15 protein-coding genes are annotated in these 16,789 nt (G+C 63.1%); 7 read left to right on the top strand and 8 right to left on the bottom strand.

Going from position 1 to position 16,789, the window contains the following annotated elements; all coding sequences use genetic code 11:
• Positions 1 to 4: 4 nt before the first annotated feature.
• Positions 5 to 1,966, bottom strand: coding sequence for an LTA synthase family protein (locus EB233_RS23395; protein WP_081294302.1), 1,962 nt, complete (start codon positions 1,964 to 1,966; stop codon positions 5 to 7).
• A gap of 245 nt (positions 1,967 to 2,211) precedes the next feature.
• Between EB233_RS23395 and fabD the strand changes: the two genes are divergently transcribed.
• From fabD to gmk, 7 genes are all read left to right on the top strand, one after another.
• Positions 2,212 to 3,159: an ACP S-malonyltransferase gene (fabD, locus tag EB233_RS23390; RefSeq protein WP_064991738.1), complete on the top strand. Its 948-nt coding sequence runs from the start codon at positions 2,212 to 2,214 to the stop codon at positions 3,157 to 3,159.
• A gap of 60 nt (positions 3,160 to 3,219) precedes the next feature.
• Complete coding sequence (fabG, locus tag EB233_RS23385; protein WP_064991737.1) at positions 3,220 to 3,957, top strand: 3-oxoacyl-[acyl-carrier-protein] reductase; 738 nt, start codon at positions 3,220 to 3,222, stop codon at positions 3,955 to 3,957.
• A 197-nt stretch (positions 3,958 to 4,154) separates the two neighbouring features.
• A complete protein-coding gene (locus EB233_RS23380; protein ID WP_006203723.1) occupies positions 4,155 to 4,391 on the top strand; it encodes an acyl carrier protein in 237 nt (78 codons plus the stop codon).
• A 34-nt stretch (positions 4,392 to 4,425) separates the two neighbouring features.
• Positions 4,426 to 5,688, top strand: a complete 1,263-nt coding sequence (gene fabF, locus EB233_RS23375; RefSeq protein WP_027053297.1) for a beta-ketoacyl-ACP synthase II — start codon at positions 4,426 to 4,428, stop codon at positions 5,686 to 5,688.
• Positions 5,689 to 5,790: 102 nt separating this feature from the next.
• Positions 5,791 to 7,059 carry an endolytic transglycosylase MltG gene (gene mltG, locus EB233_RS23370; protein ID WP_064991736.1) on the top strand — a complete coding sequence of 423 codons (1,269 nt, stop codon included), beginning with the start codon at positions 5,791 to 5,793 and terminating at the stop codon, positions 7,057 to 7,059.
• 159 nt (positions 7,060 to 7,218) lie between these two features.
• On the top strand, positions 7,219 to 8,109 hold the full coding sequence (locus EB233_RS23365) for a YicC/YloC family endoribonuclease (protein WP_064991735.1): 891 nt from the start codon (positions 7,219 to 7,221) through the stop codon (positions 8,107 to 8,109).
• 21 nt (positions 8,110 to 8,130) lie between these two features.
• A complete protein-coding gene (gmk, locus tag EB233_RS23360; protein WP_027053294.1) occupies positions 8,131 to 8,787 on the top strand; it encodes a guanylate kinase in 657 nt (218 codons plus the stop codon).
• Positions 8,788 to 8,793: 6 nt separating this feature from the next.
• Here the strand turns inward: gmk and EB233_RS23355 are convergent, their stop codons facing one another.
• The 7 genes from EB233_RS23355 to lptF form a co-directional block, all read right to left on the bottom strand.
• Complete coding sequence (locus EB233_RS23355; RefSeq protein ID WP_064991734.1) at positions 8,794 to 9,087, bottom strand: DUF1330 domain-containing protein; 294 nt, start codon at positions 9,085 to 9,087, stop codon at positions 8,794 to 8,796.
• Between the two features lie 67 nt (positions 9,088 to 9,154).
• Positions 9,155 to 9,991 (bottom strand): 16S rRNA (adenine(1518)-N(6)/adenine(1519)-N(6))-dimethyltransferase RsmA, encoded by an 837-nt coding sequence (gene rsmA / locus EB233_RS23350; protein WP_064991733.1) that lies wholly within the window; start codon positions 9,989 to 9,991, stop codon positions 9,155 to 9,157.
• The gene (gene pdxA, locus EB233_RS23345) at positions 9,988 to 11,016 is read right to left on the bottom strand and encodes a 4-hydroxythreonine-4-phosphate dehydrogenase PdxA (RefSeq protein WP_064991732.1); all 1,029 of its coding nucleotides are present in this window, start codon (positions 11,014 to 11,016) and stop codon (positions 9,988 to 9,990) included. The genes rsmA and pdxA overlap by 4 nt, the downstream gene beginning before the upstream one ends.
• Before the next feature lies 1 nt (position 11,017).
• Positions 11,018 to 11,950 (bottom strand): peptidylprolyl isomerase, encoded by a 933-nt coding sequence (locus EB233_RS23340; RefSeq protein ID WP_027053290.1) that lies wholly within the window; start codon positions 11,948 to 11,950, stop codon positions 11,018 to 11,020.
• Between the two features lie 89 nt (positions 11,951 to 12,039).
• The gene (locus EB233_RS23335; RefSeq protein ID WP_064991731.1) at positions 12,040 to 14,478 is read right to left on the bottom strand and encodes an LPS-assembly protein LptD; all 2,439 of its coding nucleotides are present in this window, start codon (positions 14,476 to 14,478) and stop codon (positions 12,040 to 12,042) included.
• A complete protein-coding gene (lptG, locus tag EB233_RS23330) occupies positions 14,478 to 15,563 on the bottom strand; it encodes an LPS export ABC transporter permease LptG (RefSeq protein ID WP_171892307.1) in 1,086 nt (361 codons plus the stop codon). Before lptG ends, EB233_RS23335 begins: the two co-directional genes overlap by 1 nt.
• Positions 15,560 to 16,762, bottom strand: a complete 1,203-nt coding sequence (gene lptF / locus EB233_RS23325) for an LPS export ABC transporter permease LptF (protein ID WP_027053287.1) — start codon at positions 16,760 to 16,762, stop codon at positions 15,560 to 15,562. Before lptF ends, lptG begins: the two co-directional genes overlap by 4 nt.
• Positions 16,763 to 16,789: the final 27 nt, after the last annotated feature.

Below are 16,789 nucleotides of genomic sequence, written 5' to 3'. Positions count from 1 at the left end.
CGGCTCAACTCGTGTGGGCGACAGCCTTGTCGACCGTTTCGGGGAAGAAGTCGGGCGCCGCATGACGCTTGCCGAACATCATATCGTATTGAATGAGCCGGAAATCGCTGATCGCCGGGTCGATCTCCTTCTGACGCGACCAGTCGGCCGTGGCCTGGCCGTCCCGGGTCAGCAATAGGTTGCGGTCGACAACGCGGTAACGCTCCCGCATGTCGCCCAGAAAACCCGTGTAGTAGGGATGGGTGATGCCGGCGGCGGTCAGGATATGATAGGGCAGGAAAGCCGGGCTCACCGTGCCGAGATCCGCGACCGGACCGGAACGGTTCGACCAGATGATCAGCGGTGTTTCGTGATGTTCAAGGGCTGCCTGCGGTGTCGCCTCCTTGCGCGGCGCGACATTGTCTTTCAGGAAGCCGGTCTCGACATAAACCGGCCCCAGCGGCGGCAGATGGTCGCCGAAGAAAGCGACAATCGTCGGCCGCTCGCGCTTCTTGGCCCACTCGATCAGCCGTGCAAGGCCATGGTCCGCATCGGCTGAACCCTCTGCATAGCTCAACAGCGAGTCGCGCGCCCACTGGCTGATCGGCGCCTGCACCGCGTGGGTCGGATTGTAATAGCGGTTCGGTTCATAGGGACCATGGTTCTGCAGGCTGACCGCGAAGAAGAAGACCGGGTCGTCGCTGGTGTCGGCTTCGCGGATGATCTCGTCCGTCATCGCCGCATCGGATGCCAGCGGTCCGCGCTTTTCCATCGGCGGCAGCGTCTCCTCCGACTTGAAATCGCTGAAACCGAAATCGGCGTAGACCGCGCCACGGTTCCAGAACCAGTTGGTGCCTGGATGGATGGCGCGCGCCCTGTAGCCCTCGCTCTTCAGGAAAGTCGCCATCGAAGGCGTCGGCGTGCGAACATATTGCTGGTAGGGGATGCTGCCGGCCGGCAGGAAGGCGTTGGAAAAGCCGGTCAGCGCCTCGAATTCGATGTTGGCGGTCATCCCGCCGAACTCAGGCGAGAACATTGAACCGGAACGCAATGCCCGCACGGTGGGAATCGGATCCGGCGTGATGGTGACGCCGGGCAGTTTAGTCGGATCCCAGAAGGATTCGCTCATCACGATAATGATGTCTGGCTTTTCATCGGGCACCGAGGCGGTCATCCGCGGGCGGTCGACCGCCGCGATTGCCTTGTCGGAATAGCCCGGCGGTGCCGAGACATGGGCCATCGGCACGTTGAGCGCGAAGGCGAGCGCAAAGCCGTTCGAGGCGTAGTTTTCCTTCTGGTCCCACATGATCGGGATGATCTGCAGCCGGTCCCTGGTCCATGAGAAGGTGGCATAGTCCATGATCGAGACGAAGAAGGCGAGCAGCGGCACCGCCAGCGTCAGCCGGGCAAGCCGGCCCTTGTGGCTGAGGGCCGGAACCTTGCGTCGCCACAGCCGCCAGCCATAGACCAGCAGCGACAGGCCGGCGACGATGCCGGCGACCATGGCGAGTGCGGTCATCGGCCGGTCACGCATCAGGAGCGGCAGCAGGGCGAAGATCTGGCGAGAGTAAAGGAAATCCGTCGGGTAGAGCGGATCGCCGAGATAGTACGATTTCTGGTGGCCGACAAAGGCCAGCGACAGAGTCAGCGGCGCCACGATCATCAGGCTCTGATGACTGCGGCCGAGCACCGCGTCGAAACCGATCAGGACCAGCGCAAACACGACGATAGTCGTCCAGCCCGGCTTGAGCGGCTGCAGGAAGAAGGAGACGGTGCCGGCCAAGTCGCCGCGCACGATCAATTCGATGGCGAACACCAGGATGGTAGAGATCGCCAGGCTGATCAATCCGTAGCGGACGACCGGCCATGTCCGGCCCGGCAGATAGCCGGTGGAAGGATCGTCTTCCAGGAACTGAGGCGCGGCTTTACCGGCGCGTTTCAAACTCATTGCCACTTTGACTTCCCACCCGGCGACAACCCAAGTCATTCGATTGTCATATAATTGTCACGCAAAGCTAGCGCCTGTGGCGGAAATAAGAAGAGCCAGCAAATGATTCGTGAGCGGTTTTCATCAGGAGTGATCGCTAAAAAGCCTTTGCGAACAGGCACTCGGCGCCCGGTTCGGACAACGGGCAGGTTCGGACCGGGCTTGACTTGGCAGCCTGCCTTGCGCCACAGGCAGGGAAAATTCGTGTTATCAGGCAAGCAAAACCAGTCTTCGGGAGCCCTCGTATGGCCGTCGCATTCACCTTTCCGGGACAAGGCAGCCAGGCTGTCGGCATGGGCAAGGATCTCGCCGACGCCTTTCCCGAGGCGCGCAGGATCTTCCAGGAAGTCGACGAAGCGCTCGGCGAAAACCTGTCGAAGCTGATCTGGGAAGGCCCGGAGGAGACCTTGACGCTGACGGCCAACGCGCAGCCGGCGCTGATGGCCGTATCGCTCGCGGCGATCAGGGCGCTTGAAGCGCGCGGTTTTTCGCTGAAGGATAAGGTCGCCTATGTCGCCGGCCATTCGTTAGGCGAGTATTCGGCCCTTGCCGCCGCCGGGTTTGTTTCCATTGCCGATGCCGCCCGGCTGCTGCGCATCCGCGGCAACGCCATGCAGGCGGCGGTGCCGGCAGGCGAAGGCGCCATGGCGGCGATCATCGGGCTGGAGCAGGCAGATGTCGAAGCCGCTTGCCTCGAGGCCGCGCAAGGGGCCGGCAAGGTCTGCCAGATCGCCAACGACAATGGCGGCGGTCAGCTGGTTATTTCCGGCGCCAGGGCCGCGGTCGAGCTGGCGGCAAAACTGTGCACTGAAAAGGGCGCCAAGCGCGCGCTGATGCTGCAGGTCTCGGCACCCTTCCATTCGGCGCTGATGGCGCCGGCGGCGAACGTCATGCGCGAGGCGCTCGCCGGCGTGACGAAGCATGCGCCGGCGGTGCCCGTGCTGTCCAACGTCACCGTGACCCCGACAAGCGATCCCGACGAGATCGCGCGGCGCCTGGTCGAGCAGATAACCGGCCGCGTGCGCTGGCGCGAAACAGTGGAATGGTTCGGCGCCAATGGTATCACAACGCTTTACGAGATCGGCGCCGGCAAGGTGCTTTCGGGCCTGGCGCGGCGCATCAACCGCGACATCGCCACGGGTGCTGTCGGCACGGCTGCCGATGTCGAGGCCGCGCTGGCAGCGCTTGCATAATCCGCTGGCGATTTGACCCCTTCCGTGTGAAGGCTGTTCTCTCAGATCAGGAGACAAGAAATGTTCGAACTGACCGGCCGCAAGGCGCTCGTCACCGGCGCATCGGGAGGTATCGGCGAGGCGATCGCCCGGATACTGCACGCGCAGGGCGCGATCGTTGGCCTGCACGGCACCCGCATCGAGAAACTGGAGACGCTGGCTGCCGAACTCGGCGACCGCGTAAAGCTGTTTCCGGCCAATCTGTCGAACCGCGACGAGGTCAAGGCACTTGGCCAGAAGGCGGAGGCCGAACTTGAAGGCGTCGACATCCTGGTCAACAATGCCGGCATCACCAAGGACGGCCTGTTCGTGCGCATGTCGGACGCCGACTGGGACTCGGTGCTCGAGGTCAATCTGACCGCCGTGTTCCGGCTGACCCGTGAACTTACCCACCCGATGATGCGCCGCCGCCATGGCCGCATCATCAACATCACCTCGGTGGTCGGCGTGACCGGCAATCCCGGCCAGACTAACTACTGCGCCTCAAAGGCCGGGATGATCGGCTTCTCCAAATCGCTGGCGCAGGAGATCGCCACCCGCAACATCACCGTCAACTGCGTTGCGCCGGGCTTCATCGAATCGGCCATGACCGACAAGCTCAACGACAAGCAGAAAGAGGCGATCATGGCGGCTATTCCGACCCGTCGCATGGGCACGAGTGTTGAAGTGGCGTCCGCGGTTGCCTACCTCGCCTCCAACGAAGCGGCCTACGTCACCGGCCAGACCATCCATGTCAACGGCGGCATGGCGATGATTTGACGGATACGGCAGGGCTGTGAAAAGAGACCATTTCGCCTTGGACCTCAGCTATTTTTCGTGTAATGCGGCCCGCAACCCGGCGGTTCGGGCAAAAACCGGTCAGTGCCGTTGCGTTTCCGGCAGGACCATCTTTCAGCTTGATTAGCGGCATTCTGCCCGCTAACGAAGACAGACAAACAAAAGACGAGGATGCCCAAATGAGTGACACCGCAGAGCGCGTCAAGAAGATCGTCATCGAGCACCTTGGCGTCGATGCCGACAAAGTGACGGAGCAGGCGAGCTTCATCGATGATCTGGGCGCTGACAGCCTCGACACGGTCGAACTCGTCATGGCGTTCGAAGAAGAATTCGGGGTCGAGATTCCCGACGACGCGGCCGAGACCATCCTGACCGTCGGCGACGCGGTGAAGTACATCGACAAGGCTTCGGCCTGACGCTTTCCGCAGTCATCACCGGGGAGGACCTGCGATGAGGCGTGTCGTCGTCACGGGCCTTGGGTTGTTGTCGCCGTTCGGCATGGGCTTCGAGCACAGCTGGAAGGAACTGCTGACCGGCCGCAGCGCTGCCAAGCGCATCACCGAGTTCGAGGTGGAGGATCTTGCCTGCAAGATCGCCCACGTCGTTCCGCGTGGTGATGGCAGCAATGCCACCTTCAATCCCGAGGCCGTGCTCGAGCCGAAGGAATTGCGCAAGATCGGCGATTTCATCCTCTATGGGATTGCCGCCGCCGATGAAGCGCTGAAGGATTCCGGCTGGGAACCCAAGACCCACGAAGAGCAGTGCGCCACCGGCGTGCTCATCGGTTCGGGCATTGGCGGCATCGACGGCATCGCCGAGAACGCGATGATCCTCAAGGAGCGCGGTCCGCGCCGCATCAGCCCCTTCTTCATCCCGGGCCAGATCATCAATCTCGTTTCCGGTCAGGTGTCGATCCGGCACGGGCTGAAAGGCCCGAACCATGCCGTCGTCACGGCCTGTTCGACCGGCGCGCACGCCATTGGCGATGCGGCCCGCCTGATCATGTGGGGCGATGCTGATGTCATGGTCGCTGGCGGCGCCGAAGCGCCGGTCACAAGGCTGTCGATTGCCGGCTTCGCCGCGTGCCGGGCGCTGTCGACCGATCGCAATGACACCCCTCAGACGGCGTCGCGTCCTTATGATCGTGACCGCGACGGCTTCGTCATGGGCGAGGGGGCCGGGGTTGTGGTGTTGGAAGAGCTTGAGCACGCCAAGGCGCGCGGAGCGAAAATCTATGCCGAGGTGACCGGCTACGGTCTTACTGGCGATGCCTATCATATCACCGCCCCGTCGGAGGATGGCGACGGCGCTTTCCGTTGCATGACTGCAGCGTTGAACCGGGCCAAGCTGACGCCCGCCGATGTCGATTACATCAATGCGCACGGCACTTCGACCATGGCCGACACGATTGAACTCGGCGCCGTCGAGCGGCTTGTCGGCAATGCCGCGTCGAAGATTTCGATGTCGTCGACCAAGTCGTCGATCGGCCATCTCCTGGGCGCGGCGGGTGCCGCCGAAGCGATCTTTTCGATCCTCGCCATCCGCGACAATGTCGCGCCGGCGACCATCAATCTCGACAACCCCGAGCGCGAAACCGCGATCGACCTGGTGCCCAACAAGCCTCGCTCCCGCCAGATCGACGTGGCACTGTCCAATTCCTTCGGTTTCGGCGGCACCAACGCATCGCTGGTGTTCCAGCGCTACAATGGCTGACCGTCCGGCTGCCGGGCGATGCTTCGGTCTGCCGTCAATTTCGCCATATTCGCCCCTACTCTGCCGCAGGGGATTCGTTGGGCGATCAAACGGTAGGGCAAAATGAACACAAATCCGTCGGGCAACGGAGAATTCGGGCAGCGGCCGGCGAATACCGGGCCGATCGTACCGAAGACGGCCAGCGAGGCCTTGCGGCCGGAGGCCGGAACGCCGCCGCCGAAGCGCTCGCGCGCTTCGCGCAGTCAGGTCGTCGTGTTCATGAACTTCGTCATCTCCTTGGTGATGCTGATGGTTCTGGCGGCGGGCGCGGCGCTTTACTTCGGCAAGCAGGCATTCACCGAACCCGGTCCCTCGGCCAATGGCGACACCTTCCTGGTCAAGGCGAATACCGGCGTCCAGGACATCGCCGATCAGCTTGAGCGCCGGGGGCTGATCAGCGACGCCCGTGTCTTCCGCCTCGGCGTTCGTGCCTTCGGCAACGATTCCGCGCTAAAGGCCGGCGAATACGAGATCAAGCCCAGAGCATCCATGCGCGACATCATGGAACTGTTGAAGAGCGGCAAGTCGGTGATGTACTCGCTGACCATTCCGGAAGGGCTGACGGTTGACCAGGCCTTACAGCGTATCGCCGACGAACCGGCCTTGAGCGGCGACATGCCGGCGACAACCCCTCCCGAGGGCAGCCTCGCCACCGACACGCTGCGCTTCACCCGCGGCGCGACGCGCCAGCAGATGATCGACAAGTTGGTGGCCGATCAGAAGAAGCTGGTCGACGAAGTATGGCAGCGGCGCGCGCCGGACCTGCCGCTGGCCAATATCGAGGATTTCGTCACGCTCGCCTCGATCGTCGAGAAGGAAACCGGCAGGGGTGACGAGCGTTCGCGCGTCGCCGCCGTCTTCCTTAACCGGTTGGCCAAGGGCATGCGCCTGCAATCCGATCCGACCATCATCTATGGTCTGTTCGGCGGCAAGGGAAAGCCCGCGGATCGCCCGATCTACCAGTCGGACATCCAGAAGCAGACGCCCTATAACACCTATGTGATCAGCGGCTTGCCGCCGACGCCCATCGCCAATCCGGGCCGCGCGGCGCTTGAGGCCGTGGCCAATCCATCGAAGACCGACGATCTCTATTTCGTCGCCGACGGCACGGGCGGCCACGTCTTTGCCGCGACGCTCGACGAGCACAATGAGAACGTCGCCCGTTATCGTGCGTTGCAGAAGAAGCAGGCCGATGATGCCGCCAAGGCCGCTGCAGCCCCTGGTGCCAGTGGCAATGCCGACAAGCCCACCGCCGACAAGCCTGTTGATGGCAGCGACGGCACCGGGGGCGACAATGGCGATGCGGGCGGCGATGCGGGCAATGCCCAGTAGGACGAAGAAAGGCGTTGCCGGGAAGGCGACAGCCTGACATTTGAAGGAACGCCACGCGTCCGATTTCGACGCACCCACGGCGTGGTCATTTTCAAGCAGCACTTGCCCCTGTCCGGAAAACTGGTTTCGGGGTGATGCGCCAAGGGTGTGCAGGGCGACATGAATTTGCAGAGCATGACCGGATTTGCGCGTGCCGTCGCCGAGCATGACGGCACCTCGATCGCCTGGGAGGTCAAGTCCGTCAACGGCAAGAGCGTCGAGGTGCGGCTGAGGCTGCCGCAGGGTTTCGAGCGGCTGGAGCCGGCGGTCAGGCAAACGCTGCAGAAGCGTTTCGCCCGGGGCAATTTCCAGGCGACGCTGACCGTCGGCCGCGCCGCTGGCGCGCAGGCGCAACCCGTTGTCAACGAGGCCTTTTTGAAAGACCTTGCGGGTCTCGCCAAGCGCCTGCAGGAGCAATTCGGCGTTGCTGCCGCCACGGCTGACGGGTTGCTGTCGCTGCGTGGCGTGCTCGACATTCCCGAAACCGTGGAAACCGAGGAGGCGCGCGCCGCGCTTGACATCGCCATCATGGTCGCGCTCGACGTGGCGCTGAAAGGGCTGGAGCAGGCACGGCAGGGCGAGGGCGCGGCCCTGGCTTTGCTTTTGTCCGGCCACATCGACGCCATCGAGGCACTGACGCTGCGCGCGGAGGCGGATCCGTCACGCGAGACGGCGGCGATCCGTGAACGCATCGCCGAGCAGGTCAGGCTGCTGATGGACGCGTCCGCCAATCTGGATGCGAGTCGGTTGCATATGGAGGCCGCGTTCCTTGCCACCAAGGCTGACATCCGCGAAGAGATCGACCGGCTGAAAACGCACGTCGCATCCGGCCGGGCCCTGCTTGAGGGCGGCGGCGCCGTCGGCCGTAAGCTCGATTTTCTGGCACAGGAATTTAACCGCGAATCGAATACGCTGTGCTCGAAGTCGAACGCCGCAGCCGTCACCGCGATCGGACTGGAGCTGAAGGCCGTGGTCGACCAGTTTCGTGAACAGGTCCAGAATCTGGAGTAGCCGATGGTTGCCAAGGAACCGATGGTTCCCAGGGATTTGGGGTCCCGCATCCGCCGCCGGGGGCTGATGCTCGTGCTGTCGTCACCATCGGGTGCCGGCAAGTCGACAATCGCGCGCAACCTCCTGGAAAGCGATTCCAGCCTCGAACTGTCGGTCTCGGTCACCACCAGACCGCGGCGCGGCTCGGAGATCGAGGGTGTTCACTACCATTTCCGCACCATGCGCGAGTTCGAGCGGTTGCGCGATTCCGACGCGCTGCTGGAGTGGGCCGAAGTGCACGGCAATTGCTATGCGACGCCGCGCGAACCCGCCGAACTGGCGTTGGCGCAGGGCCGCGACATGCTGTTCGACATAGACTGGCAAGGCGCTCAGCAGCTCAAGGAGAAGATGCGCGCCGACATCGTCTCGATCTTCATCCTGCCGCCGTCGATGAAGGAATTGAAGGCGCGGCTGAAGCGCCGCGCCGAAGACCAGGAAGCGGTGATCGAGACGCGGCTGAAGAACGCCCGCAACGAGATCGAGCACTGGAAGGAATATGATTTCGTCATCGTCAATGACGATCTCGACCGCGCCTTCGCCGAAGTGCGTGGCATCGTCGTGGCCGAGCGGCTGCGGCGCGACCGCCGGCCCGGTCTCTTCGATTTCGTGTCTGGATTGCTGGACGAAAAGACGGTCTAACGCTGGTCAGGGCGCCATGCCATCGATCAGGATCAGATGTCTGCTGAGCGCGGCGTCGCGCACGTCCAGCGCCGCGGCATACTCGACGGATGCGTACCAGCGCCGCGCCTGCTCGATGTCGGGAAATTCGACGACGATCAGCGGCCCAGGATGCCACGCGCCTTCCAGCGTATCCACCTCGCCGCCGCGCACCAGATAACGCCCTCCATACTGTGCGATAGAGGCTGCGGCACGCGAGCGGTACGTCTGGAACGCCGCTTCGTTACGGACCGTGACATCGGAAATGACATAGGCAGGCATTCTGGTTCTCCGGCATGTTCGCCGGACCATCTATGTCTTGATTGTGGGAATTCCAGGCTTGCCGGCGCTATACCGCGTTAGTCAGCCGGACAAATTCCTCCACGCTGAGCGTTTCGGCGCGCCGCGTTGGGTCGATGCCCGCGCGCTCGAGCAAGGCCTCGCCGCCGAGGCTTTTCACACTCTGCCTCAGCATCTTTCGGCGTTGGCCGAAGGCGGCTTCGGTGACGCGGCCGAGTTTCTTCACGTCGGTGGGCAGGGGCGTCGCGCGTGGCTCCAGATGCACCACCGAAGAGGTAACCTTGGGCGGCGGCGTGAAGGCTTGGGGCGGCACGTCGAAGGCGATCCTGGCCTGCGTGCGCCAACCTGCCAGCACGCCAAGCCTGCCATAGGCGTCGCTGCCGGGCGCGGCGACGATGCGCTGGGCCACCTCACGCTGGAACATGAGTGTCATCGAGGCGTAGAAGGGCGGCCAGGCCGGGACCGTCAGCCATCGGACGAGCAGCTCCGTGCCGATGTTGTATGGCAGGTTGGCCACGATCCGCACCTGACCATTGTCACCGGCCGAAGAGGCGAGGGCGGCGAAGTCGGTCTTCAGCGCGTCGCCGGAAATCACGTCCAGCCTGCCGGGATAATGCGCGGAGATTTCGGCAAGGGCAGCCAGGCAGCGTTCATCGCGTTCGATGGCGACGACCCGGGGGGCGCCGTTGGCAAGCAGCGCCCTTGTCAGGCCGCCTGGCCCCGGACCAACCTCGATCACCGCGGTGTTTGTCAGATCGCCAGCACTGCGTGCGATCTTGCCGGTCAAATTGAGGTCGAGCAGGAAATTCTGGCCGAGCGCCTTTTTTGCCTGCAGCCCGTGGCGCTCGATGACGTCGCGCAGCGGTGGCAACCCGTCGATGCTCATGCGGCCGCGACCTTTTTGTCGGTGTCGGCGAGCCTTCTGGCGAGCTTCAGCGCCGCGATTAGGCTGCCGGGCCGCGCAATGCCCTTGCCGGCGATGTCGAAGGCGGTGCCGTGGTCAGGCGAGGTGCGGATGAAAGGCAGGCCGAGCGTGACGTTGACCGCCTCGTCGAAGGCCAGCGTCTTGGCCGGGATCAGGGCCTGGTCGTGATACATGCAAAGTGCCGCGTCGTAGCCTGCCCGCGCCCGGGCATGGAACAGCGTATCGGCCGGGAGCGGGCCGAAAGCATCGATGCCTTCGGCGCGCAGCATGTCGACTGCCGGGCGCACGACATGCTCGTCCTCCAGGCCCATGGAGCCGCCTTCACCGGCATGCGGGTTGAGGCCGGCAATGGCAAGTCTCGGCCTGGCGATGCCGAAGCGGCTGGCGAGGTCCGCCGCGGTGATGCGCGCGGTCGCCACGATCAGCTCGGTGGTTAGGGTCTTCGGCACCTCGGCCAGGGCGATGTGGATGGTGACGGGAACCGTGCGCAACTCGGGGCCTGCCAGCATCATGACTGGCATTGCGCCGACACCGCTGTGCCGTGCCGCAAGATGCGCCAGATACTCGGTGTGGCCGGGAAAGCGGAATCCGGCATCGTAGAGCGGCTTCTTGGCGATCGGGCAGGTAACCACGGCCGCCGCGTCGCCGGCTAGGCAGGCGGCGACAGCGCGGTCGATGGCTTCGACGGTGCCGGCCGCATTGGCCGGATCCGGCCGGCCGGGGCTGTCGATGAACCGGGCCGCCAGTGGGACGATCGGCAGGGCATGGGCGAAAACCTCCGCCGCTTGCGTCGGCGTTGTCTCGACGATCGGCGCCGACACGCCCAACTGGCGTGCCCTTGAGGCGATCAGCGCCGGATCAGCCAAAAGGTAGAAGGCGGACACGCCGGCCGCCGCGCGCGCCAGGAAGGCGGCGATGGCGATTTCGGGGCCGATGCCGGATGGATCGCCGACGCTCAGCGCCAGCGCGGTCGTCGCGCTCTTCACGTCAGCGCTTGACGATGCGGGCTTTCGCCTTCAGCTCGTCGACGTATTTCTTGCTGAGGTCGTCGGCAGCCTTGTCGTTGGAGCCTTCGCTCTGGAACACCATCTGGGCCGTCTTGTCGTCCGACACTTCGCGCGATGAGCAGATGCCGATGAACTCGACGCCGCGCTCGGTTTCGCGCGTGACGGTGGCGCCGCCAACCTTGGTCGCCTTGATCTGCTCGGCCCAGTCCGGCGGCAATTGCGGCGCCAGCACCCGGCCCAGATCGCGAACCGTGACGTCGATCAGACCCTTGGCGAACTCGCGCGTCGTGTTGCAGCCGTTGAAGCGGGCGCGCATGGCATCGGCCTCGCGCTTGCGCTTGGCCAGCGTCGCGCTGCGTTCGGCCGCCGGCACGACGAAGATGACCTGCTGCAGCATGTACTCGGTTGCGCTCGGCTTGGCTCCGCCCTTGTCGAGCATGCGCCTGACCGCATCCTGCTCGGTCACGCTGCCGCCTTCGCCGGACCGGTAACGCGCGCTCAAGGCCTGGTTCCAGGCCATCTGGGCGCGGATGAATTCCTTGAAATGATCCTTGCCGACGCCGGACTTTTCCATCACGCCGTCGAGCTGGCTGAGCTGCATCTTGTTGCCGGAAGCAAAGCGCTGATAGGCAGCCTCGACCTGGGCGTCGCTGATGCGTATGCCAAGCCGCTTGGCCTCGGCCAGGCGCAGCGTCTGGTCGATCATTTCCTGGGCGGCGTCGCCCTTCTTGCGCTGCAGCTTCAAGAAGGCGGCGCGATGCGCGATATCGCCTGACGTGATTGGTATGTCGTTGACGACATACTTGATCGCGCTGGCGAAAGCCGGCGGCGTCATGACGGCCATAGACACGGAAGTCGCCGCCACAAGCAGCGCGAACCCTGCTGAAAAGAGGTATTTCCTCATCATTAGCATCCCAATTCTATCCCGGTCCCGCTCAATTCGTCCTCTTCCGGGCGCGCGAATCCGTGCCAGCCCTATGCGGCGAAACGATGTCTCGCCGGCTACTGGATGGTGTCGATTGCGTTGGTCGACGAGCCAAAGTCGCCGAGGGTGCGGAACGACAGGTTGAAGCCGATGCTCTGCGTCACTTCCCTGGTGTTCAAGTCACGCGACTGAGCATACGTCATCAGATAGGTGAAGCAGGAATCGTTGTAGGCGAAGCCGACGCCATCCTTGACCAGCAAGCCTTCCTGCAGGTCGTAGGTGCCTGTGCCGAACACGCGCCAGTTCTCGGCAAGGTGTGTCGAGGCGCCAAGCGTAACCTCGTGACGATCCGTGGTGAAGCCATAGAGCGGCTGCGCCTCGATGAAGGCGTATTTGGCGCTGAGCGACACCGGCAGGCCCGAATAGGCGGCCTTCAGTTCAGCGCGGCGTACTTCGAACGTCTGCTCGTCGAAGCGTCCGCTGACCGAGGCAGCGAAGCCGTTCGGGCTGTTGATGCCGAACAGGCCAACATAATCGGACTTGGAAGTCTGAAGGCCTGATTCGGCGCCGACATTGACCAGATCCGGCGCCGCGAAGGAGTTCGCGCCGCCAAGCTGATAGGACTGGCCGAAGATGGCATTGGTGCCCCAGCCGTTGATGTAGGAGCCGGAATAGCGGAAGCCGACATTGGCGCGCGAGCCGCCCTCGATGCGGTCATAGCCGGAGAATTTGTCGCGCTCGAAAAGCGTGGTCGCGTCGAACACCATGCTCTGGGCATCTTCGTTCGGAATGGCGAGACCGCCGACATATTGTTCATTCGGACGCATAAAGACCTGCGCCATCGGCTCGAAAACATGGCTGGACCCGCTGGCCATGGAAAAAAGCAGTGGCCAGCGCATCTCAAGCCCGGCGGTTGCCATGTAGCGGGCGAACGACGAACGCATGTCGTCCTGTTCTCCCAGATTCGTGGCCATGCTGTTGACGGCCGCGAGTGACCCCGATGACGCGTTGAGATAGTCGACGTCGCCCTGCAGCGCCAGCAACGGTGTCAGCACCAGCCCATCATCGGTTACAAAGCTACGCTTCCACTCAGCCTCGGCGGTCAGACGGCCCGATTCGCCCTCGATGCCGCGCACGCGCTGCGTACCCGAAGCGGGCACGTAAGGGGTAAAGTAAGCCTCATCGAGCTGGTCGCGACGCAGGACCCGTGAGTTGACATTGATCGAGAGCTGGCCACCCGCGACCGACGCGTCGGGGATGTAGGCATAGTCGAGCGAGGGTAGTACCCACGGCTGCTGATTGCTGCGCGAGGAGATATAGCTGTTGGGCGCGTTCTCCTGCACGTCGAAGTGCATGGCGCGCACGTCAAAATAGTTGCGGCCGTTGAGACCAGTCAGGTAGACCGACGACTGGTGAACGCCGGCATTGTACTTGTCGATGTTATAGGTGCTCGAGAAGTTCTTGTCGGTCTGCAGCAGCACATCCCAGCCGAAATTCCAGCGCTCGTTGATCGCGAACTGCCCCTGCGTGCCCATCATGCCGCGGAACTTGTTGGGATCGCCGGCCGCGCCCGAATCGACATTGTGGCCCCCCGTCGAGGGGAACCCGGCGGTATCGATGAAGGCGTCCGGATTCTGCTGTTGAATCCCCGCGATCTTCAAACTGTATTCGCCATTGTTGAAGCGCTGGCGCCACTCGGCCTCTCCAAGGAAACCTTGCTTGGTGTAGCCGCTTCCCGTCACCGTCAGGTCATATGTCGGCGAAAGGGCGAAATAATAGGGGACCTTGACGCTGTATCCAAGGTGGCTGTTGTAGCTGATGCTGGGGATCAGGAAGCCGCTCTTGCGCTTCACCGTGGGATCGGCGATCTCGAACGCCGGCAGGTAGGCGAGCGGAAAGCCGAAGAATTCGAAATTCGCGTTCTCGAAGCGAACCGTCTTCTTCTCACCGTTCCAGATGATCTTCCTGGCCTTCACGCGCCAGGTCGGCGCTTTGTCGGGCTTGTCTTCGCAGGGTTCGCAGGCGGTGTAGACGCCGTTGTGGAAGGTGGTCAGCACGCCGCCCATGCGTTCGGCGCTCTCGGCGGCGAAATAGGCCTTGTCGATGGTTTCAACGCGCAGCGCGTTGACGAAACCGTCGGCGAAATCGTCGGTGATATCGATATGCTGCGAATTGATCTTGGTCCCGTCGCTGTTGACGATTTCAACATTGCCGGTGGCAACCATCCGCTTGGTGTTGCGGTCGTAAATGACCTTCTGGGCGACGAGGCGGTTGCCGCCATAGTCGATCTGCACACCACCGACGGCGGTCACCGTCTGGTTGTCGTTGTTGTAGACCAGCGTGTCGGCCGCCAGCAGCATCTGCGAGCCGGACGGAACGTTGGTCGTCATCTTGCCGACTTCCTGGGCGAACGCAGGCAACGGCACGGCGCAGGCGAGCAGGCATGCCAAGGCGGTCGCCGCATAGAGGCGCGCCAGATTGGCCTGCCTGTTGCTGGGCAAAAACGCCTCCCTCACTAGCCGTCTTCCTTGTATAGCAGGAAAGTCACCCCGAAGAACATAGCTACCACGACCGGCACCCAGGCGGCTATGGCGGTCGGCACGAATCCCGCCACGCCGAATGCCTTCACCAGGACCGAAACGACATAAAGCAGAAACCCGGCCACGACGCCACCCAGAATCATCGTTGCCGATTGTCCCATCCTCGCGAATCGCATTGAAACTGTTGCCGCAATCAGCGTCATGGCGACGAGGAGGAACGGCAGCGCCACCAGCGAATCGAACTGCATGGCAAAGGCATTTGCCTTGAGGCCGAAGGAACGGGCAACCTCGATTTTTCCAGGCAGGTCGTAGAACGGAATGGTCTCCGGGCGCGCCAGCCGCTCCTGTACGAATTCGGGCTTCAGATTGGTCGGCACACGATCGCTGGCCGCGGGCTGGATGGTGCCGTTTCTGAAGGTCTTCACATCCTGCAATTCCCAATAACCGTCCCGCAGGTAAGCGCGCGCGGCGTCCTTGCGCTCGACGATATTGCCTTGCTGGTCGAGGACGAAAAAGACGGCGTCAGACATCTCCAGGCCCTGGTTCAGGATGGCCCGGGCGCCGATGATGGTGTCACCGCTACTGGTTTTCTGCCGAATCCAAGGGGCGGCATCGGCCGAAACCGTGTTTGATTTGCCGGAGCGTAACTGGGTTTCGATCTGCTCGGACAAGGAGAAGGCGTGCGCGGCGAGCGGGTTGATGAACCCGACCGACACAAAGCCGAACAGCAACGCTCCGATGCAACATGGCAAAAGGAACTGCCAGGCGGAAACGCCGGCGGACCGCGCGATGACCAGTTCGTAGCGCCGGTTGAGCGAAACCAGCGTCGCCATCGCCGAGAACAGGCCGACAAATGGCACCGTCTGCAGCATGATCATCGGCATGCGAAGGCCCGAAATGGCCACCGCCGTTCCATAGGTGAAGCCGGGCAGGCCGGTTGTTCGGCCGGACAGCTCGGTGAAATCGATCAGGAACACCAGAGCCAGCAGACCCAGGAAGAACCAGATCGTGATCGTTACGTAGCGGAAGAAGAAATAACGGCCCAGCGTCCAGCCCATCAGCCGATCCCCTGACCTGACGTGCCGCGCCTGGACCAACGCAGCTTGAGGGCATTCCAACCGTCACCGACGCGGCTGGCCAGGTTCGTCATCCAGTCCGCCCAGGCCACCGGCAGTTCCATGGTCCGGTTCGAGACGATGAACCAGATGGCCACCGCGGACGCCACGATGGGCACGCCATAGACCATATAGGCGTATTGCGGCACCTCATCGGCCTTGCTGGCGGCAAAGAAACCCAGCCAGCGCACGAACAGCGAAATCGTGATGGCCGTGATCAAAGGATTGACGCGGGCCTCGCGATGCGAGCGCGCGTCACCCGCCACTGCAAGCGCGATCAGCGCGAACACCATGGAATAGGTCCATTCCGAAAACCGCTGGTCGATCTCTGCGCGGTACTCCTGCGGGTTCTGCTGAAAATTCTTGTCGTTGGGGCTTGGATTGAGCAGGTACTGGGTTGTCTGGTCCTTCGGCAGCAGCGTCACCTGGGAGGCCGCCGCCATGAAGGCCGACATGTCGAAGGCATAGGAGGTGAACCGGATGACGCTGAGGTCGCCGGTCAGCGTTTTGCGGTGGATGACGCCGTCATTCATCATCAGCACCTTTTCGCCGCCGCGTTCGACGACGCTGCCGGTCTTGGCGTAGTAGACGAGATTGACGCCTTCCTCGCGCGAATCGGCGACGAAGATGCCGCCCAGCCGATTGTCTGGAAGCCGCTCGCCAATCTGCAGGAACAGCCCGTCCTCGATCTTGCGGAAGGTGCCTTCCTGGATGATCAGCGTCAACAGATCGGCGCGCGACTCCGCCACCAAGGCGCGGTTCTTCTGTCGTGCATAGGGGTCGATGCCGTTGTCGACGGCAAAGGAAAAAACGCTGGCCGCGAGGGCCAGAAGCATGATTGGCCGCACGATCGTCCAGCGCGAGGCGCCGGCGGCGTTGACGACGGCGAGTTCGGAATCTGAATTCATGACGCTAAGCGTCTGGGCGACCGCCACCACCAGCGCGAAAGGCACGACGATCGGGATGATCGAGGGAAGAATGAGGGCGGCGACCTCGAAGAAGGTCAGCGACGACTGGCCGCTGTCGGTAACCAGATCGATCTTGGCCAGCACCTGCGTGGTCCACACGATGGCCAGCGTCCAGACCAGCGCTGCCAGAAAGACCACGAAAGCGCGGCGCATGATGTAGCGTTCAACGACCTTCATGAAGGCTTTACTCGATTTTCTCGAACG

It is taken from the genome of Mesorhizobium erdmanii (assembly GCF_013170725.1).
In the GTDB taxonomy this organism is placed as follows: Bacteria; Pseudomonadota; Alphaproteobacteria; order Rhizobiales; family Rhizobiaceae; genus Mesorhizobium; species Mesorhizobium erdmanii.
Note: the sequence above shows the minus strand (reverse complement) of the source record. Positions and strands in the feature narration are given on the sequence as shown.